This is a genomic window from Klebsiella sp. 2680 (genome assembly GCF_900198535.1).
Lineage (GTDB): Bacteria > Pseudomonadota > Gammaproteobacteria > Enterobacterales > Enterobacteriaceae > Klebsiella > Klebsiella indica.
In genome coordinates this window covers 756790-782145 of sequence record NZ_FZNJ01000002.1, presented here as the reverse complement: position 1 = coordinate 782145, position 25356 = coordinate 756790, and the positions used below count along the sequence as shown (strand labels likewise).

Genomic DNA, 25356 nt, shown 5'->3' with positions numbered 1-25356 from the left:
GGGTAATGAACAAACTGAATGAACAGGCGAAGGGCGTCTACATTATTTCCGCCACGCCATTTACCGACAGCGGAGAACTGGATTTAGCCAGCGCGGACAGCCTGACCGACTTCTACCTCGAAAAGGGCGTCAGCGGTATCACTATTCTCGGCATGATGGGGGAGGCGCATAAGCTCACCGAAGAAGAGGCGCTGATCTTTATGCAGCGGGTGCTGGCGCGGGTCAACGGGCGCGTGCCGGTCGTGGTCGGCGTCAGCCATGCTTCCCACCGCCACGTTGAACGTCTGGCGAAAACGGCGATGGATAAAGGGGCGGCAGGGGTCATGCTGGCGCCTGGCCCGAATCTGGTCACCGATCCGCAGGTGGAAAATTACTTTCTCAGCGTTGCGCACCTGCTTGGCGGCGAGGTGCCGATTTGTCTGCAGGACTTCCCGCAATCGACCAAAGTGCATACCTCTGTCCCGGTGATGCTGCGTCTGATTGATGCGCTGCCGCAAATCGTGATGCTTAAGCATGAAGACCTGCCGGGGATGCGCAAACTCAGCCAGCTCCGCAGCCAGAGCGAGACGCTGGGGCTGCGCCGCATCAGCGTGCTGGTGGGTAACGGCGGCCTCTTTTTGCCGCAGGAGCTGGCGCGCGGAGCCGATGGCGCGATGACCGGTTTTGCCTGGCCGGAAATGCTGGTACAGGTCTGTCAGGCCTATGCCGTGGGCGATCCGGCGCGGGGCGAGGATATTTTCGACTGCTACCTGCCGCTGCTGCGCCATGAGTTTCAGTATGGCATTGGCCTGGGGCTACGCAAAGAGGCGCTGCGTCGGCGCGGAGCGATAAAAAGCGCGGCGGTTCGCCAGCCGGGGCCGGTTCTTGACAGTATCGACCAGCAGGAACTGAGCGGGCTGATGGCCCGTCTGGAACGAAAACTCGCCGAAAAAGGACTGAACTGATGGATTTTATGATTGCCGGAAAAACGGCGCTGGTGTGCGGCGCGGGAAGCGGTTTAGGGCGCGCCATCGCGCAGGCGCTGGCTGCCGAAGGCGTCAAGGTCGCGGTGACCGGACGCAATGAAGAAAAGCTGGCCGAGACGGTGAAGCTGATTACGCAGGCTGGCGGCGAAGCCCAGGCCTGGCGGCTGGATCTGGCGGCCCCGCAAACCTTTGATGCGGTCCTCAGCGAGATCCGCCAGCGCTTTGGCGCGATCGCCATTCTGGTGAATAACTCCGGCGGTCCGGCGCCCTCTACCGCCGCAGGCGTGGACCCGGACATCTGGCAACGGCAGTTCAGCGCGATGGTCAGCTCGCTTATTCAGTTGACCGATAAGGTGCTGCCCGACATGCGGGCGAACGGCTGGGGACGCGTTATTACCAGCACCTCTTCCGGCGTGGTCGCGCCAATTGCTAATCTGGGGGTGTCGAATACCCTGCGTATGGCGCTGATGGGCTGGTCGAAAACGCTGGCCGGGGAAGTCGCCGCCAGCGGCATCACGGTGAACGTGCTGGTGCCGGGACGCATTGCCACGGAGCGCGTGGGTCAGCTTGACGCCGCCCGCGCCGGGCGGGAAGGGGTGAGCGTCGAGACGGTGCGCAGTAAAAGCCAGCAGACGATCCCGGTCGGGCGTTACGGTCGACCGGAGGAGTACGGCGCGGCGGCGGCGTTCCTCGCCAGCCAGCAGGCGTCGTTCATCACCGGCAGCGTGTTGCGGGTTGATGGCGGGATGCTCCCCTCTCTTTAGCGCCTGGCCCATTAGGGCTATTTTGCTTGTCGTTTTGAACCCGGGCAGTGCTCAGAATCCTCACGTACTACGTGTACGCTCCGCTGACCGTGTTCAAACTGTCTGCGCCAATAACGTCTACCTGGATAGGCTCTTAGTATGGAGAATGGCGATGAATAAGGTGATGCATGGTGCGACCCGGGTGCTGCGGGACGTGTTGCTCTTTGACGGCGGCGGCGAGCCACCGGTGCCGGCGGATGTGGCGATTGCCGGTGAATATATTACCGCCATTGGCGCGCCCGGTTCGCTTGTCGGGGAACATATTATTGAGGCGCAGGGGCTGGCGCTGGCGCCGGGGTTTATTGATGTTCATACCCATGACGATCGGGCGTTGCTCATGCCGGGAATGATGAGCGCCAAGCTCTCGCAAGGGGTCACCACGGTGATTACCGGCAACTGCGGCCTGAGCCTGGCGCCAGCGCAGATGGCGCACGTTCCCGCGCCGCTGGATCTGATAGCCACTCCCGAGTGGCTGCGCTTTCCCCGTTTCGCCGACTATCTGGCGGCATTAACCAACAACGGGATTGCCGTCAACGCCGCCTGCATGGTGGGCCATACCACGCTGCGCGCCAGCGTGATGGGCGATTCGCTGACGCGTAGCGCCAGTGAAGATGAGTGCGCCCGGATGCGCGAACGGCTTGAGGAGTCTCTGGCCGCTGGCGCTTTTGGCTTCTCTACCGGCACCTTTTATCCCCCCGCGCGGGCGGCGACTATCGATGAGATTGTCGCGGTGGCCGAGCCGCTGGCGCGCTACGGGGCGTTGTACGCCACGCATATGCGTAACGAAGCGGAAGCGGTGCTGGAGTCGCTGGAAGAAACCTACGAGATCGGCCGTCGGTTAGGGGTGCGGGTGTTGATTTCCCACCATAAATTGGCCGGGGTGAAAAACCATGGCCGTTCGCGGGAAACGCTGGCCAGCATTCAGGCTGCCCGCGCGCGCCAGCCGGTGTCGCTGGATTGCTACCCCTATAACGCCTCATCCACCACCTTAAACCCGGCCTTTATCGCCAGAGCGGCAAAAGTGCTGGTGAGCTGGTCGACGCCGCATCCGCAGCATGCCGGACGGCTGCTGGCCGATATCGCCGCCGACTGGGGCGTCAGCGATGAAGCGGCGGCGCAGCGGCTGATGCCCGCCGGGGCGATCTATTTCATGATGGATGAGGACGATGTCCAGCGTATTCTGGCGTTCCCGCCGACGATGATTGGCTCTGACGGCATGCCGCATGATGAGCATCCGCATCCGCGTTTATGGAGTACCTTTCCCCGGGTGCTGGGGCATTACAGCCGCGAGCTGGGGTTGTTCCCGCTGTACACGGCGGTGAATAAGATGAGCGGCCTGCCCGCCGCGGAGCTGGGCATCGCCCGTCGCGGGCGGATCGCCGTTGGATATTATGCCGACCTGGTGCTGTTTAACCCGCGGACGGTGCAGGATAGCGCGACTTTTGCGCAACCGTGTCTCCGGGCCGAAGGGATCGAAAAAGTGTGGGTGAATGGTCAACTGGCCTGGGCCGAGGGCGAAATCCGCCATCAGACGGCAGGGCAGGTGATTCGTCGGTAAAGAAGTGCGCCGTTCACCGGTATCGTTCAGCCTTAACGACTGGCTTCCGGCGAACGGCGGGGATTATGCCGCCGGGATCGCGCTGTGCAAAAAGTCGTTCACCGTTTTCATGCACAGTTCCCGTTCTTCCACATGCGGCATATGGCTTGAGGCGTCGAAAATTGTCCACCGCACGTCGGGAATGTGGTCCATAAAGGGCTGCACCACCTCCGGCGTCGCTTCATCGTAACGCCCGGAAATCAGCAGGACCGGCACCGTAATCCGCGCGAGTCGGTCGATAATGGTCCACGCTTTCATGCTGCCGATCACATGGAATTCGGTGGGGCCGTTCATCGCGTGATAGACCGTCGGGTCGGCATCCATGGCATCAAAGGTGCGCCGGACTTCCGGCGGCCAGGGATCGAGCCGACAGACATGGCGTTGATAAAATACCTGGCTTGCCGCCTTATATTCCGCGCTGTCCAGCGTGCCCGCTGCTTCATGGGCCAGCAGCGTTTGCTGGACGTCAGCGGGCAGCTGCGCGCGGAGCGTTGCCGCGCCCTGTAACCACAGCGCCATTGAGGCCGGGGAGTTGGCGATAACCAGCGCTTTTAACCCCTCAGGCTGCCTTACCGCGTGCTCTGCGCCGAGCATGCCGCCCCATGACTGGCCGAGCAGGGCGTAATTATCGGCAATATTGAGATGTTGCAGCAGATTGTCCAGTTCGTCGAGAAACAGCGCCGGTTGCCAGAAGTCGGCGGGCTGCTGCGGGAGATGGGTTGAACGCCCGTTGCCTAACTGATCGTAGTGGATCACCGCCCGCCCGGTAAGGGCGATATCGCGGAACGCATCGACATAATCATGCGTACACCCCGGCCCGCCGTGGGCGATGACCAGCGGCGTCAGCCCGCTATTGAGGTCGCCGCAAATACGAAACCAGGTTTGATAGCGCCGAAACGGGGCGTAGCCTTCGCTGATGGTATACATGAATCATCTTTACCCTGCTAAGTGAACTGGCTTTCAGGGTAAAGGCTGGCGACCGGCGCTGAACACTAGCAAAAATGCTAGATCTTAGCTGTCGAGCAGGCGGTAGTGCAGGGCGCGGACCACCGCCTGCACGCGGTTGCTGGCGCCCAGCTTTTTCGCGGCGGTATTCAGATGCAGCGTCACCGTCGCCACCGAACGATGCAGCTTACGGGCAATCTCCTTGGCGGTCAGTCCTTCGGCGGACCACGCCAGGCATTCGCGCTCGCGGTTGCTCAACTTCACGTGACGGCAGGTGAGCATGGTGCTGTCGAACAGCGGAAAGGCCGATTCCTGGAACTGGTGGGCGATCAGCATCAATTGCGCCAGGGTGGCGCTGATTTCTCGCTCCTGACGCGGGCCGGTGTGAATACCGGTGAGGGTGACGAAGCCGCCATTGGGCAGATGCAGGGGAACCGTTGCGCCGCAGGGCATATTGTGTTCGCGCATATAGTCGGTGACGGCGGCGGCCTGATGGCCGAGCCTGCCGCGCAGTATGCTACTGTCTGACCGCTGATAGGACCAGACAAAGGGCGCGCAGCTTTCCAGCGCGCAGTGCTGCACCGGATCAACCTGATAATATCCGTGTTCGCACCATAGCTGGCGCATATCCTCCGGCACATTGCAGGTTTTTAGCAGCGACGGCGTAATCAGATCCCCTTCCAGTGAACGCGGGACCGGCGTGTAGTCGTAAATGACTGCGTCAAATCCCAGCGTCCGGGTATGCTGAAAAAGTCCGCCGAATGCCTCCTCCAGACTGTTCGCCCGGACGCTGCCGGGGCGTTCAAACTCCAGTCGCATATAACCCCCTTCACGTTAAAACGAGACCGGCGACGGGCACGATTTGTGCAAATCCGCCAGTTACTCAGCCTGAGGTATGCAATTCTGGTGCCGTCCCGGCGCGGCGCAAAACTAGTATTTTTGCTAACTGTTCAGTTTCCGGCGATGCCGTTAGCGTTAAAGCAACCCCGGTAGCCGGAACCATCGACGATGAGGAGCACAGTATGTGGAGCGAAATAGCGGCCGATCGATGCCATAACATTACGGTGGATGGTTATAACGTCGTGGCGTATCAATTTGGCGACGGCGAGGAGACCGTTCTCTGCCTCAACGGCGGGCCGGGATTGCCGTGCGACTATCTGCGCGAAGCCCACGCCTGTCTGAAACAGCACGGTTATCGGGTGATTGCATTTGACCAGTTGGGTACCGGAAAATCCGACCGTCCCGATGACGCCAGCTTATGGACGATGGCGCGCTACGTGCGAGAAGTGGAAACCGTCCGTCAGGCGCTGGAGCTCGGCCCGGTACACCTGCTTGGTCATTCGTGGGGCGGCTGGCTGGCGATTGAAGTGGCATTGCACCATCCTGGCGCAATTCGTTCGCTGATTCTGGAAAACACCGTTGCCGATATGCCGCATCTGGTGCAGGAACTGAATCGTCTGCGCGGGGCGCTGGGGGCGGAAACCGTTGCCATGATGCAGCGCTATGAAGCGCTGGGCTGGTTGGATCATCCGGCCTATCAGGCGGCGATTACTCTGCTGAATTATCGCCACGTTTGTCGTCTTGACGTCTGGCCCGATCCGGTTAAGCGCTCGCTTGAGGACTGGAATATGGGGCCTTATACCACCATGCAGGGGCCGAATGAATTCCTCTATACCGGGAATTTAAAAGCGTGGAACCGTAGCGCTGAGCTGGCCTCAATTCGCGTACCGTGCCTGATTACCAGCGGACAGCATGATGAGCTGACTCCCGCCTGCGCCCTGAAAATGAAACAGGGGCTGGCAAATGCCGAAATCGCGATTTTTGCCAACAGCAGCCATATGCCGTTTTACGAAGAGCCGCAGGCCTACTATCCGGTGCTGCTCGACTTTCTGGCGCGTCAGCGCGATGCGGGAGGCTGTTGATGCATCGCTACCGATTTTTGCTTTTTCGTCCGTTACAGCTGCTGCCGGTTCTGCTCGGCATTAGCCTGATTACCTTCATGATGGTGCGCGCGATCCCCGGCGATCCGGCGCGGATTCTGCTGGGCGTCCGTAGCACGCCGGCGGCGCTGGCCCGCATTCGCGCGCAGTTTGGTCTGGATGAGCCGCTATGGGTGCAATATGGCTATTTTCTGCGCAACCTGCTGCAGGGAGAACTGGGGAAGTCGATTGTTTACCGGGTCGATACCCTGAAGCTGATCGCTTCGCGTCTGGAGCCGACGCTATGGCTGGTGCTGGGCAGCGTTCTGCTGGCGATTGTGTTGACGGTGCCGCTGGCGGCCATTGCCGCCCGCCAGCGCGGGCGTCTCGCCGATCGGTTGATTCGCCTTTTTACCACCGCCGGGCTCGGGTTTCCGGCGTTCTGGCTCGGCATTATGCTGATTCTGCTGTTCAGCATCGTACTCGACTGGTTTCCGGTCTCCGGTTACGGCAGCGATTTTTTAGACCGCATGCACCATATGGCGCTGCCGTGCCTGACCGTCGCGCTGGCCCTTTCCGCCGTATTGATTCGTAACCTGCGCGCCAGTCTGCTGATGGAAATGAGTAGCGACTATGTTGTGGCGGCACGGGCGCGCGGGCAGCAGGAAAGGCGCATCTTCTGGCGGCATGTGCTGCCGAATTCACTGGTGCCGACCATCAATCTGCTGGCGGTGAACATTGGCTGGTTAATTGGCAGTACGGTGGTGATTGAAAGCGTGTTCGCTATCCCCGGCCTGGGGCAACTGCTGGTAAAGGCGATTTTTAGCCGCGACTACATGGTGGTTCAGGGCGTGGTGATGGTCTTTGCGCTGGCTACCGTGGCGGTCAGCCTGCTGGCGGATCTGCTGACCGTCGCGCTCGACCCGAGGATAAAACTATGAAGGCGATAGCTACCTTGTCCCGTTTGCGGCGCCGGGCTATTCCGCGCCAGCAGGCGTTATACGCCGGGCTGGCGATTGTTGGCTTGTGGCTACTGATCGCCTGTCTGGCGCCGTGGATAGCGCCGTTCGATCCGATTAATCAGGATGCGGCCGCGGCCCTGTTGCCGCCGGGCGGCGCGCATCCCTTCGGCACCGATAACTTTGGTCGCGATGTTTTTTCTCGCGTGCTGTGGGGCGCGCGGATAGATCTGCAGATCTGCCTGTTGGGGGTGCTGTTTCCCTTTATGCTCGGCACCACCCTCGGCGCGCTCTCCGGCTATTCTGGCGGCGTGGTTGACGCGCTGGTGATGCGCATTATCGATATCGTGCTGGCTTTTCCCTTTCTGGTGCTGATGCTGGCGATTATTGCCATTCTCGGACCAGGGCTGAGCAGCTTTTATATCGCTATGGCAATGGTCGGCTGGGTCTCCTACGCCCGACTGGTGCGCGCCCAGGTTCTGACCCTTAAACAGCGCGATTTTATTCTGGCGGCCCGCAGTCTGGGCTACGGCCATCTGCGCATTTTGTTCCGCCATCTGCTGCCGAACGCCCTGACCGGAGCCATCGTTTTTTCGATGTCCGACTGTGTCCTGGTGCTGCTGAACGGGGCGTCGGTGAGTTATCTGGGGCTTGGCGTACAGCCGCCAACCGCCGAATGGGGCGTGATGGTGGCGGAAGGGCAGAGTTTTATTACCACCGCATGGTGGATAACCACCTTTCCGGGCCTCGCTATCGTGCTGCTGGCGATGGGGTTTAGCCTGCTGGCCGACGGGCTGGGCGATAAATTAGGAGAACGTGTATGAGCCTGCTGGAGGTGAATCACCTGACGGTCACGCGCGGTGAAAATATCGCGCTGGTGGATGATGTTTCGTTCACGCTTGACGCCGGGGAGATGCTCGGCCTGGTCGGTGAGAGCGGGTCGGGGAAAACCGTTACCTGTCGGGCGCTGATGCGTCTGTTGCCGGGGGCCGGATTGCGGATCACCGGCGGTGAGGTGCTGCTGGGGGGACGGGAGATATTGTCCCTGAGTGAAAGGCAAATGTCGGCGCTGCGCGGCCGGGAAATCGGCATGATTTTCCAGAATCCCACCAGCCACCTGAATCCGGTGATGACCATCGGCGAACAGATTGCCGAAAGTCGCCGCCTCCATTTCGGCGCCAGTCGTCGTCAGGCGCGGGAGGATGCGCTGGCGCTGCTGCGCCAGGTGGGGATCCCCGATCCGCAAAACCGGCTCAATAACTATCCGCATGAGTTTTCCGGCGGGATGCGCCAGCGGGCGATGATTGCCGTCGCCCTTGCGCCAGAGCCTGCGCTGTTGATCGCCGATGAACCGACGACCGCGCTGGACGTAACCGTGCAGATGCAGATTTTGCGTCTGCTCAGCGACCTGCGCAGCGAACTGGGGCTGGCGATCGTGATGATCACGCATGACCTTGGCGTGGTGGCGCAAACCTGCGACCGGATTGCGGTGATGTATGGCGGCCGGTTGTGTGAGGTTGGCGATAAGCGTGAAGTGCTGGCCGGGCCGCTGCACCCCTATACCCGCGGGCTGATCGACTGTCAGCCCGCCAGCGAAGGTGGACAGGGGCGGTTAATGACTATCGACGGGCAGCCGCCGGTTGCCGATCACTTTCCGCCAGGCTGTCGCTTTCACCCGCGCTGCCGCCGCGCAGATGAAGCCTGCCAGCGCCAGCCCTTACTGCATTACCGGCAGGGTAGTCAGAGCCATGCGGCCGCCTGCCATCATATATTGCCTGCGCTCACCCGGCGGGAGGGATAATGATTCACGCTCACTGGCCGTTGATGGAGGCCGATAATCTGTCCGTCACTTTTCCGGTTTCCGGCGGGCTTTGGCAACCGAAACGGGTCGTACATGCGGTCAATCAGGTCTCGTTGCAAATCTATCCTGGCGAGACGCTCGGTCTGGTCGGCGAATCTGGTAGCGGAAAAAGTACCCTGGGACGGGCGCTGTTACAGCTTGAGCGGGTCGCCGCCGGAGAGGTGCGCTTCGAGGGGCAACGCATCACCCACGGCCTGACCAGCGATATCGCCCGCTTGCGGCAGCAAAGCGCGATGATTTTCCAGGACCCCTTTGCGTCGCTGAATCCGCGTCAGACCGTGGGGGAAAGTATTGCCGAGGTGTTGCGCGTACATCGGAAGGTGGCGCGGGGCGAGGTTGACCGGCGGGTGGCGGAGCTGCTCACCCAGGTGGGCCTGCGTCCGCAGCAGGCCAGCGCGAAACCGGCTCAGCTTAGCGGCGGTCAGTGTCAGCGCGCCGGTATTGCCAGAGCGCTGGCCATGGAACCCCGGCTGATTGTGGCGGATGAATGCGTCGCAGCGCTGGATGTTTCCATTCAGGGACAGATTGTCAATTTATTAATGACGCTGCGCGAGACGATAGGGCTGGCGATTCTGTTTATCGCTCACGATCTGGCGATTGTTCGTCGGCTCTGCGATCGCGTTGCGGTCATGTACCTCGGACGGATCGTGGAAGAGGGGCCTGCGGAGGCGCTCTTCACCCGGCCGTTGCATCCCTATACCGCCGCGTTGGTCTCGGCGATCCCGGAAATCGACCCGGACAAACCGTTGCCGAAGAATATGCTGGGAGGCGAACCGCCCAGCCCCGTCGCGGTGCCGCAAGGCTGTGCATTTCATCCGCGCTGTCCTTATGCGCAGGTGCAGTGCCGCACCGACGCTCCACCAACCCGGCAGATTGCCGACCGCACTTATGCCTGCGTACTTAACCACGCAGGCGATGAGACCGTTTTTCCTTTGACTGGGGGATCTTTTGATGAAGCACAGGCATGTTAAGTTACTGGCGGCCAGCGTTTTTCTGGCGCTAAGCGTGGTAAGCGAAATGGCGCAGGCGGCGGGGGTATTGAGCATAGGCCGTCGCGAGGACAGCACCACTTTCGATCCCATAAAATCGGCGCAAAACGCCGATAACTGGGTCTTTTCCAACGTCTTCGACCCGCTGGTGCGAGTCGATAAAACGGGGACGAAACTGGAGCCGGGCGTGGCCGAGAGCTGGACGGTTTCCCCGGATGGTAAGGTGTATACCTTTAAAATCCGCGATACCAAATTTTCCGACGGGACGCCGGTTACCGCCAGCGATGCGGCTTTCAGCCTGATGCGTATCCGTGATGATGAGGGGTCGCTGTGGCGCGATTCGTATAGCATTATCGCCAAAGCGGAGGCGCCGGATCCCCACACGCTGGTGGTGACGCTGAAATCCCCTTCTGCGCCATTTTTGTCGCAACTGGCATTGCCCAATGCTTCGGTGATTTCACAAAAAGCGATGGAGGCGGAAGGTGAAGAGGCATTTGCTGAAAAACCGGTGGGGTCCGGCGCGTTTAGCGTTAAGGAGTGGCAGCGCGGTGAAAAAATCGTGCTGGTGAAGAATCCTTACTTCTGGCAGGCGAAAAATGTCAGCCTGGATGGCGTGGAGTGGTTAACGATCCCGGATGATAATACCCGTATGCTGAAAGTGCAGGCGGGCGAACTGGATGCCGCGCTGAACGTGCCTTTCTCGCGCATTGCGTCATTACAGAAGGACGCGAATCTGAAGGTTGAACTCAATCCTTCCACGCGCGAAGATCATCTGCTGATCAACCATTCTCACGGCGCGCTGGGTAAAGTGGCGGTACGTCAGGCGCTGGACTTTGCGATTGATAAAGACGCGATCGTCAAGACCGTGACGTTTGGCTATGGCCAGGTGGCGAACTCCTATATTCCGGCCGGGGCGCTTTACCACTACGCGGACAATCTGCGGCGGCCATACGATCCGCAAAAGGCAAAGCAGATGTTAAAAGCGGCGGGGGCCGAGAACCTGAAGCTGAATTATGTGGTGAACGCCGGGGATGAAGTGGACGAGCAAATCGCCATTTTATTGCAACAGCAGCTGGCGAAAGCCGGGGTGACGGTCAATTTACAAAAGGTCGATCCGAGTCAGAGCTGGGATATGCTGGTTGCCGGGGATTACGATATTTCAGTGATGTACTGGACTAACGATATTCTCGACCCTGACCAGAAAACCACCTTTGTACTTGGCCACGACGCCAATATGAACTATATGACCCGCTATCATAACGAGAAGGTGAAAGCGCTGGTGGCCGCCGCGCGCGTCGAAATGGATAGCAAAAAGCGCGAACAGATGTATATCGATCTGCAAAAAATGGCCAAGGCCGATGTCAACTGGATCGATCTGTATTACAGCCCGTACCGCAACGTCAGCCGTAAAAATATTGACGGTTTTTACCAGAATCCGCTGGGCCGATTCTTCCTTGAAGATACCGTCAAAAACTGATGCCTCTTGCGCCGGTCGGCTTCAGTCGCCGGCGCTTTTTTGATCGTCCCTGATACCCGCCCGGATTGATGTACATCAACGTGCAGATTAACTTTTCCTGTAAAAACTAAAAAACAGTTGTGACCGGTCCGGCATTTATTCAATCTATGCGGTGAATATTTAATGTGCGCTAATACATAGAATATATGTGCATTAAATCAACAGGTTAAATAAATCAGGGGTTAATTTTTGTGGCAAGTGCAAACAAACTCACGCTGTTCATCGTCATTTTCATGTTGTTAGGTATCCTCTCCGGCGCGGCCATCCACGCATACGCAGCGCCAGCCGCCATCACCGCATGGTCAGAAAACATTACGCTGCTCACCGACGTGTTCCTGCGCCTGATTAAGATGGTGATTGCGCCGTTGGTCTTCAGTACCCTGACGGTCGGCATTATGCGCCTTGGCGAAACGGCGACCATCGGGCGGGTCGGCGGTAAAGCGATGGTGTGGTTTATCACTTCGTCAATTCTGTCCATTCTGGTCGGGCTGGTCATTGTCACCCTGGAGCATCCTGGCGCCGGTTTGAACCTGGCGATCCCTCAGGCGTCTGTGGATACCGGGCTGGCGGTGAGCGGGATGAGCTTAAAAGGTTTTCTGACCCATACCATCCCGACCAGCATTACAGAGGCGATGGCCAACAACGAAATTCTGCAAATTGTGGTGTTCTCAATGTTCTTCGGCATTGCCGGGGCGTCGCTGGGAGAAAAATTCAATGCGCCGCTGGTGGCGGCGCTGAATGTGGTTTCCCATATTATGCTGAAGGTGACCGGATACGTGATGTATGTGGCACCGCTGGCGATTTTCGCGGCCATTTCTTCGGTTATCGCCGCTCAGGGATTGGGGATACTGCTTAACTACGCTTCATTTATCGGCGGTTACTACGTGGCGATCCTGCTGACCAGCATGGTGCTGCTGGCAGTGGGCTATATGGTGTTGAAAAAAGAGGTGTTTCGCCTGCTGAATATGCTGAAAGACCCGGTACTGGTGGCGTTTACCACCAGCAGTTCCGAAGCGGCCTATCCGAAGACGCTGGAGCGCCTGGTGAGCTTCGGCTGCTCGCGCAACATCGCATCGTTTGTGCTGCCCATCGGTTACTCCTTTAACCTCGTCGGCTCGATGGTCTACTGCTCTTTCGCCGCGATGTTTATCGCGCAGGCCTATAACGTTCAGCTTAGCTTCGGCGAAATTAGCGTGATGATGCTGACGCTGATGCTGGCGTCGAAAGGGATTGCCGGGGTACCCCGTTCCGCGCTGGTGGTGCTGGCCGCGACAATTCCGAGCTTCAATATTCCGGTGGCGGGTATTTTGCTGCTGATGGGCATTGACCATTTCCTCGATATGGGGCGTTCGGCGATTAACGTGCTGGGTAACGGTATCGCCACCGCAATGCTGTCAAAAAATGAAGGCTTACTGGAGGATGCGATCCCGGAGAGCGAAGCCGGACCTCAGCAGGTCGAAGCCTGATAAACATGCGCCCTCTGCGAGGGGGGCGTTCATGCCGGGGATAAAGCGGGTTTGAAAAAAGAGGCCCCTGACAGGCACGCGAGGGGCAATGTGACGAAGTGAATAATCCTCGATAAAGAGGTTTTTTTTATTGTATTTCTACCAGACTGCACGTTGCAGAATGTATTAGCGGCGGTATCGTCATACCAGAAAACCCGGTCATGTTACATGCAGTCAGTAACGACTGAATAGATGTTTTTCATCCCCTTGATATATTTCGGAATCCCTTGTCAAATAACCTGTCAGATTCCTAATTTCGCCCCGCATTCCGTTATTGACGATTGACTCTGGGGCGATTACCAGCGCTCTTTCAATAAATTAATAAATTGAAAAAAGTCATAATTATTATTAAGGCGATATTTTTCCATGATTTTACTTTTGTGCCAGACGATAGTTTTGGGCGTCACGTTGTGAAGTGCGGATATTTTACCGATGTCGAAGCCATGAATAATGCCGCTGGCAACGGCGACCTGCGATCTTGATAGCATTTTATGCGGGCAGTTGCTGCATATTAGCTCAGAAGTGGCTGTTGGCGTTGGCGGCAGGTTTTCACTCTTTTTCAGTTCCCCGGCAATAATGTCAAACATTTTATTAATAGGCACGGATTTGATTGAGACAAAGGTAACGCCCTTCAGACAATTAACAATGCGTTCCTTTTCCGGAAGCGGGTCATAGCTGTGTAATATAATCACCGAACTGCCCGTTTTGCGGTTTTTTATGCTGGTATTACACAGATAAATCTCGCCGGGGAGAACTTCAGCGATAATCATATCTTTATCTGAAAAATCATTATGCTTATAAGAAAAAGTGACGTGCAGATGACGATTATGGCGGATCAGTTCGTTGATCATTGAAACCAGCGATTCTCTGAGGAAGGTATTTTTGGTATTGATTGCGATGTTAATTTTTTTCATGGCGTTACTTTCCTGATGAATCAACATAACGCCACTCCGTGGCCATACCTCCGGCGTATGCGGTGATTATTGCTATGCAAGTTTTTTATTATTATATTGCCTGGCCTTATTTTCTACGCATTGAGTTCTTCGCTGAAAACGGCAGCTTTTGTTTTTTCCTGTCTCTGAGATAAGAAACAAGACTGTAGACAGAAATGCACAGGCAAAATACGCACAGCAGTAAAGCTAACCATGTTTGCATGGTCATGGTTGGGATCCTTTAATAAATTTATTTGATAGTAAAGCGTACACCGCAGGCACGAGAATATTTTATATTCATCTACAGGTTGGGCGGGCGGCGCATGGCCCAAAGCGTACGGCAAACTCTTCGCGCGTGGTCATTGCTGAATTCTGCAACAACCTGTTTTCTTTACAGAAAACGTTGCCGGTATGTTCACGACGCCTAATCAATGTAGGAAAAATCCTAGTGGTCTGTCAGTCTCATTCCTCTCATTTCTCTCAAAAAACGAAAAAAGTTACCAAAAAATGCGGAACTCATCCGGTGAGGGGGAAAAGCGAGACAGCAAGAGCCGCCGTCAGCCGGCAACATAACGGCTGCCGGACGGGGAGAGATCAGGAGATGAACGCCAGGCCTTTGCCAAAAATAGCGCGAATCGGCAGCGTGATGCCGTGAAGACGGGCTTTATGCCGCAGGCGGCTGATCACCACGTCAATTCGGTGCAGCTCCGGCTCGCCTTCATCGGTAAACAGAGAGTCGTGTAGCTCAACTTTGCTGCACACTTCATTGCGGTTACGCATTAAGATTTCCAGCAACCGGTATTCCTGCTGGGTCAGCGGCAGGCTCAGCCCCGATGGCGCAATCAACTGATCGGTGTGCAATTTCCACGGGGAGGCGGTTGCCGGCTTTGCGGCGACCGGTAGATCAACCTGTGCTGGCGGTTTTTGCTGCTGAAGCCGGGCGCCAAGCGCATGAATGTTATCCGCGAGGGCGGAGAAATTGACCGGCTTAATCAGATAGAGATCGGCGCCGGCATTAAACGCCTGCAGTTTGTCCTGCTCATGCCCTCTGGCGGTGATAACAATCAGCCCGTACTGACCTATTTCATGCAGATAGTCCAGTACGCTAAATCCGTCTTCTCCCGGCAGGCTGATGTCGATGAGCACAATATCGACAGGGTTGCGGTGCAGCTGTCGCCAGAACACTTCGGCACTGCGTACGCCCCAGACGTCCAGTCCGCGATGGCGTAAAAAGGCCAGCAGTTCGTCGAGTAAATCAGCGCTATCTTCGATGATAGCCACGCGTAACGTCATGATTTGTCCTCCTGCTGTATAGCCGCTGGCAGCGTGAGCGCAAACTGGCATTCGGCAGAGGTATTTTTTGCCAGCGAGAGAGCGCCGCCGTGGGCGTGGATGATTTGTCGGGCGACGTACAATCCCAGTCCGGTGCCGGAGGCGTTGGTCGCATGCGGTTCGCCGCGTCGATAGCGCTCGAAAATATACGCGACCTGCTCAGGCGGAATACCGGGGCCGTGGTCGCTAATACGGATTTCAATCCATTTTTCCTGCTGATAAATTTCGACGCTAATCTCCCCGGAGACGGAATATTTGACCGAGTTGTCGAGCAGGTTGGCGATGGCAATACACAACAGCCCGCTATCGATAAACAGCACCGGAGAAGGCGACTCAGGGCCGACGGTTTGCCCTTCAAGGACAACATTTAAATAGTGATCCAGCGACAAATCCACCACTGTCGCAGCCATAAAGATGACCTGCAGCAGGGGGGTATCCTGCTTATCGGGGCTCAGGGCGTAGGAGGAGAGGCGGGCATCGGCCAGGCAATTATCGGTTAGCTGCACCAGACGGTTTGTGGCCCGTTGCATGCGATCGAGGCGCGAACTCTGGGTGAATGTGGCAGCGGACAGGCGCAGGTTTTCCAGCGCGGCCTGAATAACCGCCAGCGGCGTTCTGAACTCATGCGCCACGATGCCCATAAACTGGCGCTGGTGGAAGCTGGCCTCGCGCTCAATCTGCAGTTCACGCGCCAACTGTTTCTTGCGCATCAGAGCGCGATTTTCCGCTTGTACCCGCAGTACGGCGATAATCAATACGATGAAAATATGGACTAGCAATGCGTACTGCCAGGCGGAATAAACCATGTTGTGAAAGGGAATAATACCGTTGATAGAGAGGAGAACCAGCCCGGTACACCCTACGTATAGCGGCGGCAGTATCCCGAGTAACAGCGTTTTCCGATCAACCGCTTTGCGTCGCCACAGGGTCCAGGACGTTATCAGCAGAAGGGGAGCGGCGATAAAGAACACACCCGCTTTAATTTGCATCGCCAGACCGTAAAATCCCAGTGGAATACTGATTTGCAGAACAATATTCAAACCTATCGCCGCCAGCAGTAGTCGATGCAGGCGCGGCATATTCTTCTTCAGATCAAAGAATTCGCTATGCAGCCACAGGGTGGTGGCATAGCTCATCAGCGATATGCTGCTGATCATGTAATCCTGTACTGGCAGAACGGCGTCGCCAAATAGCCATGCCGGGTAGCCGTGCAGGGCCGCGACCAGCGGATAGTTGAGGGAGACCAGACAGATCCCCCAAAATAAACGGCGGCGCAGTACAATGGCGAGACACAGGGCGATAGCGCTGGCAATCGCCGCGAGGCCGAAGTAGAAGCTCCAGAAGGCGGTAGAGAGCGTGGCCGTATGCACAAACTCTTGTGGTGAGAAGAGGGTCGCCAGCAAAAGAAGGGTACTGGTGCTCCGGAGACGGAAGACCATCTCGTACCCCTCCGCCGTTGGCGGCGGCGGTAAAATCAGCACGCTTTTACGATAGTCGATGTCATTATCCCTGGTGGCGCTGCGATCGCCATACTCTTTTTGTATCCACGGGCCATCACTGCCATAGGGGCGATAGAACACGGTCATATGATCAACATATGACGGGCCAAGCTGTAGCCAGCGCTGTTCGCCGGAAAAATAGTCCGCAGGCAATAACGTCCGGAGCCAGAGGGTCTTTGACGAATAGCCAAACGACGGGATCTGCGCCACGGGTTTCAGCGCGCCTTTGGGTAAGGCGAGGAAGGCGTCCAGCGTCATCGTATTGCTGGCGTCGGTATACCAATAGACCGGAATATCGATCCCCAACTGGCGGACTTCCGCGTGAGCTGGCGTCCCGATGTGCAGGGCAAAAAGGACGCCACACCATGCCCAAAAAGGCAGCCTGCGGTGCATGCGGCCGGGCCCGGCGTTATGGATAGCAAAAACAGCGTACAAACGATTCAATCACGCCCCCCTTGCGGCATGGTTCAATAATATCAACAGGATATTAACGGCCAGACGACCGCAGCCCGAAATCCGGGAAATAAGTGTGTATATCCGTCATACGTCAAGTTGCTTATGCGTTGGTTACGCCCGCTCACCCTTGCTTGTCATTTTGAACCCGGGCAGTGCTCAGAATCCTCACGTACTACGTGTACGCTCCGGTTCTTTCGCGCTGGCCGTGTTCAAACTGGCTGCGCCAATAACACCTGGTGGGATAGGCTCTAAGCAACGCGAATTATTTAGGGTATAGGATGAAACGACGCCGCATTCTGCTGGTGTCGACAATATTATTCCAGCGTTATCTGTAGGCCAAAAAACTGGCCGGATCAGTAGTAGGAAAATTCTTAATTAACGTTAACGTATTCGGAATGGGGGATAAAATGCAAGGCAGAAGTTCAGTCAGAAGATAAAAATTTTTGCTGTTATCCCCGCAACGCGTTTTGTGGGAGAACTGGCGGCAAAGCGTGATGCGGCTGAGATTACTACGCCCGGTTAAAAAACGCGGTTGTTACGTTCGGGCGCGGTGATAACGGCGGCGCGATTAAACACGCCGACGTTATGGTAAGCGTCTGCGGCTAAAATCCGTAGCGGCTGAGGTCAGGGCCGACGGGGACGATACCGTTCGGATTCAGCGCCTTAATAGAGTAGTAGCCCTTTTTGATATGGTCGATATTGACCGTTTCGCGGATGCCGGGAATGGTCAGAATCTGGCGCAGATAGCGGTCGAGATTGCCATATTCCACTAACTTACGCAGATTGCATTTGAACAGGCCGTGGTAGGCGGCATCAAAGCGGATAAGGGTGACAAAAAGGCGAATATCCGCCTCGGTCAACGTCTCTCCGCAGAGAAACTGACGGGTTGCCAGATGCGCTTCAAGCTTGTCGAGCATGGCAAAAACGTCCGTGACCGCCTGCTGATAGCTGACCTGCGTGGTGGCAAACCCCGCCCGGTAGACGCCGTTGTTAAGCTGCGGATAAATCTCCGCATTGAGCTGGTCGATCTCTTCCCGCAGCGCGGCGGGGTAAAGGTCGATATCGTTGCGGGCCAGTTGGCCAAAACCGGTGTTAAACATGCGCACGATATCGGCAGACTCGTTGTTGACGATCGTCGCGGTTTTTTTATCCCACAGTACGGGCACCGTGGCGCGCCCGGTGAATCGCGGATCGGCCCGGGTATAAAGCTGATGCAGCCACTCGGCGTGGTTGAGCGTATCGCGGTCTGAACCCGGATAATCGCCAAAGTGCCAGCCTTCATCCATTAACCAGGGCTCAACGACCGATACGCTAATCACCGCTTCCAGCCCTTTAAGCTTACGGGCGATCAGCGTACGGGAAGCCCACGGGCAGATCAGCGCCACGTACAGATGATAACGATCCGGCTCGGCGATAAACCCGCCGTCGCCGGTGACGCCGGGAGAACCGTCCGGCGTCACCCAGTGGCGAAAGCTGGAGGTCTGGCGCACGAAGCCGCCCTGTTTATCGGTTGCCTGTACCGGGTGCCACTCCGCCGCCCATTTCCCGTCGATCAGCATACGGCCTCCGTTACAGTTTTACTGGCGTTGGTTTCAATGCGTATTTCCCGTCACCGGTCAGCGCCAGAACGATCAGGCCGATAATCCAGAATGCCGGAAATTCCCAGCCACCGTTAGGATTGGTGAAGAAGAACCCGGCGGGACCGTGCACGGTAAAGATGGCGCCCAGCAGGATAGGGATCAATATGACCGCCACGATGCGGGTATACACGCCGAGGATCAGGGCGATCGCGCCAAGGAGTTCAACGGTCATGGTGATATAGGCCAGCCAGCCCGGCAGTCCGAGGGAGGCGAAGAATTTAGCCGTGCCGGCAGGCGTGAAGACAAAGAATTTCAGGCCAAAATGCGCGAGAAACAGAATACCTAAAGCAAGACGCATAACCAGAGCGGCATATGGGGCAGTACGTTGGTCAATCATGATGTAAATCCTCTCCTGTGAGTGTATGCGAAGACTGTACTCGATTTCGTTTGTCTGATTATCCGTGCAAAAGGCGCATGTTTATTTCCATTACGGAAATAATGTCAACAGCGGGCGCGTTCTTCATCATTGGCAAAGACTTCGGCCAGAAAATCGATCATCACCCGGGATTTGTGCGCCAGGTAGCGTGCGGGAGGGAAAACGGCATACAGCGCCAGCGGCGGCGCTTCGTAAGCCGTCAGCAGCGGAATCACGCTACCTTCGTCAATGGCCTGGCGGGCGATAAAATAGGGGAGCCGGGCGATGCCGAGACCGGAGCGGGCGGCGGCCAGACAAACTTCAGCATTGGAAAATTTTAATTTACCAGAGACCGGCTGGGCGTGTAGCTGCTGCCTATCGAGGAACGGCCAGTGCCAGGGATCGCGAAAATTGGTATCGACAATCAGATCGTGTTGGTTTAGGGCGTCCCAGCGCGGCGGTTCACCTCGGCGAGAGAGATATTCCGGCGCCGCGACCACCACGTTGCGGATGGGACACAGGCGGCGGGCAAGCAGCGCGCTGTCGCTCAGATTGCCAATACGTATCGCAAGGTCAAAACCTTCGTCCACCACGCTGACCAGCCGATCGGAGAAGCTGACGTCGAGCTCGATATCCGGATAACGGTGGGCGAAAGTAACCAGATGCGGGGCCAGTTGCGTGGTGCCAAAGGTCACCGGAGCGGAGATCCGCAGCCGCCCGGAGGGGGCGTTGGCGATATTCCGCACCGCGTCGTTGAGTTCATCATAGTCAGTCAGCAACTGGCGGATGCGCTCATAGTAGGCCAGTCCGACATCAGTCGGCGTCAGTGAGCGGGTGCTGCGCCTTAACAGATTGACGCCCAGGCTGCGTTCGAGGCTGGAAATAAGTTTCGAGGCCTGGCCGTGACTGGTACCGCAGCGCTGGGCGGCGAGAGTAAAACTGCCGGTTTCCATTACCGCAACGAACATTCGATCGCAATCCAGCCGTTCCATAAGATTTTCCTGAGGTGTATTGTCAGTGGTGGCACTATAGCAAAGGAGAAGGCGCTGGACACGTCATCGCCTGAGCGGAGGGCCCGGTTGCAGAGGCCTCAGCAGGGGTGAGGCGACGAAAACGGGCGATTCTTTGCGCGGATTTTATTTATATCAAAGAATCCCCGGGCGACTCTGTTATGTTGGCAATTCTGCCTGGAAAATGTCCAGGTTAATTATTCATGTGTTGTGGAAGGGGACCTTACAGGATGACGACAAAATCGCTAACGCTGTCTTTGGATGAACAACAGTCAATTCCTTTGAGTACGGTCTCGGGAACGCTGGGCCATGTCGGCATGGATATCCGTCCGCTTGCGCCGCTCGGGATCTGTAGTTTTGACCCCGGTTTTACGAATACCGCGGGCTGCGCGTCGGCGATTTCCTATATTGATACCGAAAAGAGCATTCTGCTGCACCGGGGCTATCCGGTTGATCAACTGGCCCGCCAGTGCGATTTCCTTGAGGTCGCCTGGATTTTGCTGCAAGGGGATGCGCCAGACGAAGCCAGCTATCAGCAATTTAAAGAAAATATTACTCGCCACAGCCTGGTGCATGAGCAGATTGCGCGTATGTGCAGCAGTTTTCGTCGCGATTCCCATCCTATGGCCTTAATGTGCGCCCTGGTGGGGACGCTGGCGGCGTTTTATCACGATGTGCTGGATGTGGAAAACCCGGCGCACCGTGCGCTGGCCGCTACCCGTTTGCTGTCGAAAATGCCGACGCTGGCGGCGATGAGCTATAAGTTTTCCATTGAGCAACCGGCGCAGTATCCGCGCAACGATCTCTCCTACGCGGGGAACTTCCTGCATATGCTGTTTGCCATTCCGGCTGAGGATTATCAGCTCAATCCGGTGATTGAGCAGGCGATGAATCAGATTCTGGTGCTGCATGCCGACCACGGGCAGTGCGCCTCAACCACCACGGTGCGGGCGGCGGGCTCGTCCGGCGCGAATCTGTTCGCCTGCATCGCCGCAGGGCTGGCTTCCCTGTGGGGGCCAACTCACGGCGGGGCGAACGAAGCCAGTATGCGCATGCTGGAGGAGATTAACACCGTCGATCAAATCCCCGCGTTCCTCAGTAAAGCGAAACGCGATCCGCAGGCGTTTCGTCGTCTGGGATTCGGTAATTCCCGCTATCGCAATCTCGATCCGAGAGCCGCTATTCTGCGGGAGACCTGCCATCGGGTGCTGAATGAGCTGGGGATGTCTGATATGCCGCTGCAGGTGGCGATGGCCCTTGAAGAGGTGGCGCTGACCGATCCGTACTTTGTCGAGAATGGCCTGTCGCCCAGCGTTGATTTCTATACTGCGGTGATCCTGAAGGCGATGGGGCTGCCTTCGTCAATGTTTGTGGTGGTTACCGCCGTCGGCAGAACGCTCGGCTGGGTGGCGCACTGGAATGAGATGCATGAGACGCCGCTGAATATTTATCGTCCGCGGCAGATTTATACCGGTGAGAAAATGCGGGATTACGTTTCGCGCCGCAAAGGGTGATGTTGCACGTATTCTAATCCACAGGTGTGGAGACAGACGCGGCCTGGCGGTGTATGGAAAGACGCAGTGCTGGCCCGCTGCCCCCTCACATTCTGGTTCAGAGGGCTGTTCCGTTCACTGTGAATACGGAGATAGTGAGTAGGCCGGGTAAGGCGTAGCCGCCACCCGGCAAAAATGTGGGCACAATAATTTCATACAGATTCGGCATCACGCTCAAACCTGCTTCACATTCTGGTTCCGTGGGCTGTTCCGTTCACTGTCAGTACGCGGTCAGTCTTTCTGTTCGTTGCGTGTGAACGGGCAGAGGGACGTTTCGCCCGTCCCCCTGCACCCCCGGCATGGCGCTGGAAACCTGCCGCTTCGCGGTCCGCTCCATTCCGGCTTCATCTGGCGGACCGGCTGAGACGCGGCATCCTTGCCGCGACTCAGCCTCTTGCCGCCGTCCTGGCGGCCAGTCCTGGATGTGCGCCTGCGTTCCCGCCAGGTTTCCCTGATGCGCCCAACGCCCCTGCGATGGGCCCGCAGTAAAGCTGCAACTGCCCGGCCGCTGAAGGTGATAAAAACTGGGGAAAATACCTTTGCCTCACCTGAAAGACTGATATTAAGTAGGCCGGGTAAGGCGTCAGCCGCCACCCGGCAAAAATGCGGGCACAATAATTTCATACAGATTCGGCATCACGCTTAAACCTGCTTCACATTCTGGTTCCGTGGGCTGTTCCGTTCACTGTCAGTACGCGGTCAGTCTTTCTGTTCGTTGCGTGTGAACGGGCAGGGGGACGTTTCGCCCGTCCCCCTGCACCCCCGGCATGGCGCTGGAAACCTGCCGCTGCGCGGTCCGCTCCACTCCGGCTTCATCTGGCGGACCGGCTGAGACGCGGCATCCTTGCCGCGACTCAGCCTCTGGCCGCCGTCCTGGCGGCCAGTCCTGGATGCGCGCCTGCGTTCCCGCCAGGTTTCCCTGATGCGCCCAACCCCCTGGCGGTGAGCCCGCAGGAAACCTGGAACTGTCTGGCCGCTGAGGGTGATAAAACACAGAACCTCTCCTGAAAAAACGAACAGCGACGAATACCCTGCTGAAACCACAAAACTCGCAGCGATGCCCTGGTGCCCGCTGAAACCGGCGAACCGGAGACCCGAAGACAAGGGCTGGACGCCAGGGATGGCGGACAGAGGCGAATCGAGACAGGCCGTCGAGTTGAGCCGACCGCAGGCTGAGGGTCGGGAGGTAAGCGCAGTGCGCAGCACCGGTTTCTTTGCGGGACCGCGGGGATAGTAAAGGGGGAGACGGTTTTCTCCCCCTTTACCCGTTCACGGGCGACGGTAGTTCATTTTCTACGGGATTACGGTGAACGGAACCCGTGGCGTAGGGCCTGTATTTATGGGATTCCAGATCAGGTAAGGCGTCAGCCTCCACCCGGCAAAATGCGGGCACAATAATTTCATACAGATTCGGCATCACGCTCAAATCTGCTTCACATTCTGGTTCAGCGGGCTGTTCCGTTCACTGTGAGTACGCCGATAGTTTTCTGACCCTTGCGAGTGAACGGGCAGGGGGACGTTTCGCCCGTCCCCCTGCACCCCCGGCATGGCGCTGGAAACCTGCCGCTTCGCGGTGCGCTCCACTCCGGCTTCATCTGGCGGACCGGGCGCGACTCGTGATTACTCGTCCCATCCCTGGGACTCGCCCTTTCAGGGCCAGCGCAAGCGCTGTTCAAAATTGCTCCAGGCAATTTTGTCCTGTCTCGACACGCCCTCTGGCCGCCGTCCTGGCGGCCAGTCCTGGATGCGCGCCTGCGTTCCCGCCAGGTTTCCCTGATGCGCCCAACCCCCCTGCGGTGAGCCCGCAGTAAACCTGCAACTGCCTGGCCGCTGAAGATGATAAAAAACCGGGAGAAATATCTGCCACATCTGAAAGACTGACATTAAGTAGGCCGGGTAAGGCGTAGCCGCCACCCGGAAAAAATGCGGGCACAATAATTTCATACAGATTCGGCATCACGCTCAAACCTGCTTCACATTCTGGTTCAGAGGGTTGTTCCGTTCACCGTCAGTACGAGGATATTCGTTATCTCCGCAGCCGGTGAACGGCATTGCGCTGGAAACCTGCAACTGTCTGACCGCTGAAGGTGATAAAACACTGTTTTTTTAAGCAGCGACTAATACCCTGCTGAAAGCACAGAACCTACAGCGATGCCCTGGTGCCCGCTGAAACCGGCGAACCGGAGACCCGAAGACAAGGGCTGGACGCCAGGGATGGCGGCCAGAGGCGAATCGAGGCATGACGCCGAGTTGAGCCGACCGCAGGCTGAGGGGCGGGAGGTGAGCGCAGTGCGCAGCACCGGTTTCTTTGCGGGACCGCGGGGATTGTACAAGGGGGAGACGGTTTTCTCCCCCTTTACCCGTTCACGGGCGACGGTAGTTCATTTTCTGCGGGATTACGGTGAACGGAACCTTTGTCCACAGGAATGGAGACTAATCAGGTTTAACCGTGTATGGAAAGCGCAATGCTGCCTTCTCATATTCCGGTTCAGAGGGCTGTTCCGTTCACTGTCAGTACGCGGTCACTCTTCTGTTCGTTGCGTGTGAACGGGCAGGGGGACGTTTCGCCCGTCCCCCTGCACCCCCGGCATGGCGCTGGGAACCTGCCGCTGCGCGGTGCGCTCCACTCCGGCTTCATCTGGCGGACCGGCTGAGACGCGGCATCCTTGCCGCGACTCAGCCTCTGGCCGCCGTCCTGGCGGCCAGTCCTGGATGCGCGCCTGCGTTCCCGCCAGGTTTCCCTGATGCGCCCAACCCCCTGCGGTGAGCCCGCAGGAAACCTGAAACTGTCTGGCCGCTGAAGATGATAAAAAACCGGGAGAAATATCTGCCACATCTGAAAGACTGACAGTGAGTAGGCCGGGTAAGGCGTAGCCGCCACCCGGCAAAAATGCGGGCACAATAATTTCATACAGATTCGGCATCACGCTCAAACCTGCTTCACATTCTGGTTCAGCGGGCTGTTCCGTTCACTGTGAATACGGAGATAGTTTTTCTGACCCTTGCGAGTGAACGGGCAGGGGGACGTTTCGCCCGTCCCCCTGCACCCCCGGCATGGCGCTGGAAACCTGCCGCTTCGCGGTCCGCTCCACTCCGGCTTCATCTGGCGGACCGGGCGGGACTCGACGGCCTTGTCTCGACCCGCCCTCTGGCCGCCGTCCTGGCGGCCAGTCCTGGATGTGCACCTGCGTTCCCGCCAGGTTTCCCTGATGCGCCCAACCCCCCGGCGGTGAGCCCGCAGTAAACCTGCAACTGTCTGGCCGCTGAAGATGATAAAAAACCGGGAGAAATATCTGCCACATCTGAAAGACTGACAGTGAGTAGGCCGGGTAAGGCGTAGCCGCCACCCGGCAAAAATGCGGGCACAATAATTTCATACAGATTCGGCATCACGCTTAAACCTGCTTCACATTCTGGTTCTGTGGGCTGTTCCGTTCACTGTCAGTACGCAGTCAGTCTTTCTGTTCGTTACGTGTGAACGGGCAGGGGGACGTTTCGCCCGTCCCCCTGCACCCCCGGC

General features: G+C 57.5%; 21 protein-coding genes. 11 read left to right on the top strand and 10 right to left on the bottom strand.

Annotated elements, in window-relative coordinates:
- Positions 1 to 5 precede the first annotated feature (5 nt).
- From FN037_RS11055 to FN037_RS11045, 3 genes are all read left to right on the top strand, one after another.
- A complete protein-coding gene (locus FN037_RS11055; RefSeq protein ID WP_142502231.1) occupies positions 6 to 944 on the top strand; it encodes a dihydrodipicolinate synthase family protein in 939 nt (312 codons plus the stop codon).
- The gene (locus FN037_RS11050) at positions 944 to 1729 is read left to right on the top strand and encodes an SDR family oxidoreductase (RefSeq protein ID WP_142502230.1); all 786 of its coding nucleotides are present in this window, start codon (positions 944 to 946) and stop codon (positions 1727 to 1729) included. The genes FN037_RS11055 and FN037_RS11050 overlap by 1 nt, the downstream gene beginning before the upstream one ends.
- A 151-nt stretch (positions 1730 to 1880) precedes the next feature.
- On the top strand, positions 1881 to 3326 hold the full coding sequence (locus FN037_RS11045) for an amidohydrolase family protein (protein ID WP_221887624.1): 1446 nt from the start codon (positions 1881 to 1883) through the stop codon (positions 3324 to 3326).
- Between the two features lie 63 nt (positions 3327 to 3389).
- Here the strand turns inward: FN037_RS11045 and FN037_RS11040 are convergent, their stop codons facing one another.
- Together FN037_RS11040 and FN037_RS11035 are read right to left on the bottom strand one after the other, a co-directional pair.
- Entirely contained in the window at positions 3390 to 4292 is a 903-nt protein-coding gene (locus tag FN037_RS11040) for a proline iminopeptidase-family hydrolase (RefSeq protein WP_142502229.1), read from the bottom strand.
- An 84-nt stretch (positions 4293 to 4376) separates the two neighbouring features.
- Positions 4377 to 5129, bottom strand: coding sequence for a helix-turn-helix transcriptional regulator (locus tag FN037_RS11035; RefSeq protein WP_142502228.1), 753 nt, complete (start codon positions 5127 to 5129; stop codon positions 4377 to 4379).
- Positions 5130 to 5332: 203 nt separating this feature from the next.
- Here FN037_RS11035 and FN037_RS11030 point away from each other — a divergent pair, with 203 nt between their 5' ends.
- The 7 genes from FN037_RS11030 to FN037_RS11000 all read left to right on the top strand — a co-directional run bounded on the left by FN037_RS11030 (position 5333) and on the right by FN037_RS11000 (position 13020).
- Positions 5333 to 6232 (top strand): proline iminopeptidase-family hydrolase, encoded by a 900-nt coding sequence (locus FN037_RS11030; protein ID WP_142502227.1) that lies wholly within the window; start codon positions 5333 to 5335, stop codon positions 6230 to 6232.
- Positions 6232 to 7170: an ABC transporter permease gene (locus FN037_RS11025; RefSeq protein WP_142502226.1), complete on the top strand. Its 939-nt coding sequence runs from the start codon at positions 6232 to 6234 to the stop codon at positions 7168 to 7170. The genes FN037_RS11030 and FN037_RS11025 overlap by 1 nt, the downstream gene beginning before the upstream one ends.
- The gene (locus FN037_RS11020) at positions 7167 to 8012 is read left to right on the top strand and encodes an ABC transporter permease (RefSeq protein ID WP_142502225.1); all 846 of its coding nucleotides are present in this window, start codon (positions 7167 to 7169) and stop codon (positions 8010 to 8012) included. Before FN037_RS11025 ends, FN037_RS11020 begins: the two co-directional genes overlap by 4 nt.
- Entirely contained in the window at positions 8009 to 8989 is a 981-nt protein-coding gene (locus FN037_RS11015) for an ABC transporter ATP-binding protein (RefSeq protein ID WP_142502224.1), read from the top strand. Before FN037_RS11020 ends, FN037_RS11015 begins: the two co-directional genes overlap by 4 nt.
- Complete coding sequence (locus tag FN037_RS11010) at positions 8989 to 10020, top strand: ABC transporter ATP-binding protein (protein ID WP_185929254.1); 1032 nt, start codon at positions 8989 to 8991, stop codon at positions 10018 to 10020. Before FN037_RS11015 ends, FN037_RS11010 begins: the two co-directional genes overlap by 1 nt.
- Positions 10001 to 11515 (top strand): ABC transporter substrate-binding protein, encoded by a 1515-nt coding sequence (locus FN037_RS11005; RefSeq protein WP_138359905.1) that lies wholly within the window; start codon positions 10001 to 10003, stop codon positions 11513 to 11515. The genes FN037_RS11010 and FN037_RS11005 overlap by 20 nt, the downstream gene beginning before the upstream one ends.
- Positions 11516 to 11745: 230 nt before the next feature.
- On the top strand, positions 11746 to 13020 hold the full coding sequence (locus FN037_RS11000; RefSeq protein ID WP_142502222.1) for a dicarboxylate/amino acid:cation symporter: 1275 nt from the start codon (positions 11746 to 11748) through the stop codon (positions 13018 to 13020).
- 335 nt (positions 13021 to 13355) lie between these two features.
- Here FN037_RS11000 and FN037_RS10995 read toward each other — a convergent pair whose 3' ends face one another.
- The 7 genes from FN037_RS10995 to FN037_RS10965 form a co-directional block, all read right to left on the bottom strand.
- Positions 13356 to 13973 (bottom strand): transcriptional regulator, encoded by a 618-nt coding sequence (locus tag FN037_RS10995; RefSeq protein WP_138359903.1) that lies wholly within the window; start codon positions 13971 to 13973, stop codon positions 13356 to 13358.
- 106 nt (positions 13974 to 14079) lie between these two features.
- Positions 14080 to 14220: a small membrane protein gene (locus FN037_RS10990; RefSeq protein WP_138359902.1), complete on the bottom strand. Its 141-nt coding sequence runs from the start codon at positions 14218 to 14220 to the stop codon at positions 14080 to 14082.
- 365 nt (positions 14221 to 14585) lie between these two features.
- Positions 14586 to 15284, bottom strand: coding sequence for a response regulator transcription factor (locus tag FN037_RS10985; RefSeq protein ID WP_142502221.1), 699 nt, complete (start codon positions 15282 to 15284; stop codon positions 14586 to 14588).
- Entirely contained in the window at positions 15281 to 17215 is a 1935-nt protein-coding gene (locus FN037_RS10980) for a sensor histidine kinase (protein WP_142502220.1), read from the bottom strand. Before FN037_RS10980 ends, FN037_RS10985 begins: the two co-directional genes overlap by 4 nt.
- A gap of 665 nt (positions 17216 to 17880) precedes the next feature.
- A complete protein-coding gene (locus tag FN037_RS10975) occupies positions 17881 to 18837 on the bottom strand; it encodes a glutathione S-transferase family protein (RefSeq protein ID WP_138359900.1) in 957 nt (318 codons plus the stop codon).
- A gap of 10 nt (positions 18838 to 18847) precedes the next feature.
- Positions 18848 to 19255 carry a DoxX family protein gene (locus tag FN037_RS10970; RefSeq protein WP_142502219.1) on the bottom strand — a complete coding sequence of 136 codons (408 nt, stop codon included), beginning with the start codon at positions 19253 to 19255 and terminating at the stop codon, positions 18848 to 18850.
- Between the two features lie 104 nt (positions 19256 to 19359).
- Positions 19360 to 20265: a LysR family transcriptional regulator gene (locus FN037_RS10965; RefSeq protein ID WP_142502218.1), complete on the bottom strand. Its 906-nt coding sequence runs from the start codon at positions 20263 to 20265 to the stop codon at positions 19360 to 19362.
- A 248-nt stretch (positions 20266 to 20513) separates the two neighbouring features.
- On the opposite strand from FN037_RS10965, the gene FN037_RS10960 reads away from it, so the two are divergent.
- On the top strand, positions 20514 to 21797 hold the full coding sequence (locus FN037_RS10960; RefSeq protein ID WP_138359897.1) for a citrate synthase: 1284 nt from the start codon (positions 20514 to 20516) through the stop codon (positions 21795 to 21797).
- Between the two features lie 2561 nt (positions 21798 to 24358).
- On the opposite strand, the gene FN037_RS10955 is transcribed toward FN037_RS10960, so the two are convergent.
- A complete protein-coding gene (locus FN037_RS10955) occupies positions 24359 to 24763 on the bottom strand; it encodes a hypothetical protein (RefSeq protein WP_142502217.1) in 405 nt (134 codons plus the stop codon).
- Between the last annotated feature and the right edge of the window lie 593 nt (positions 24764 to 25356).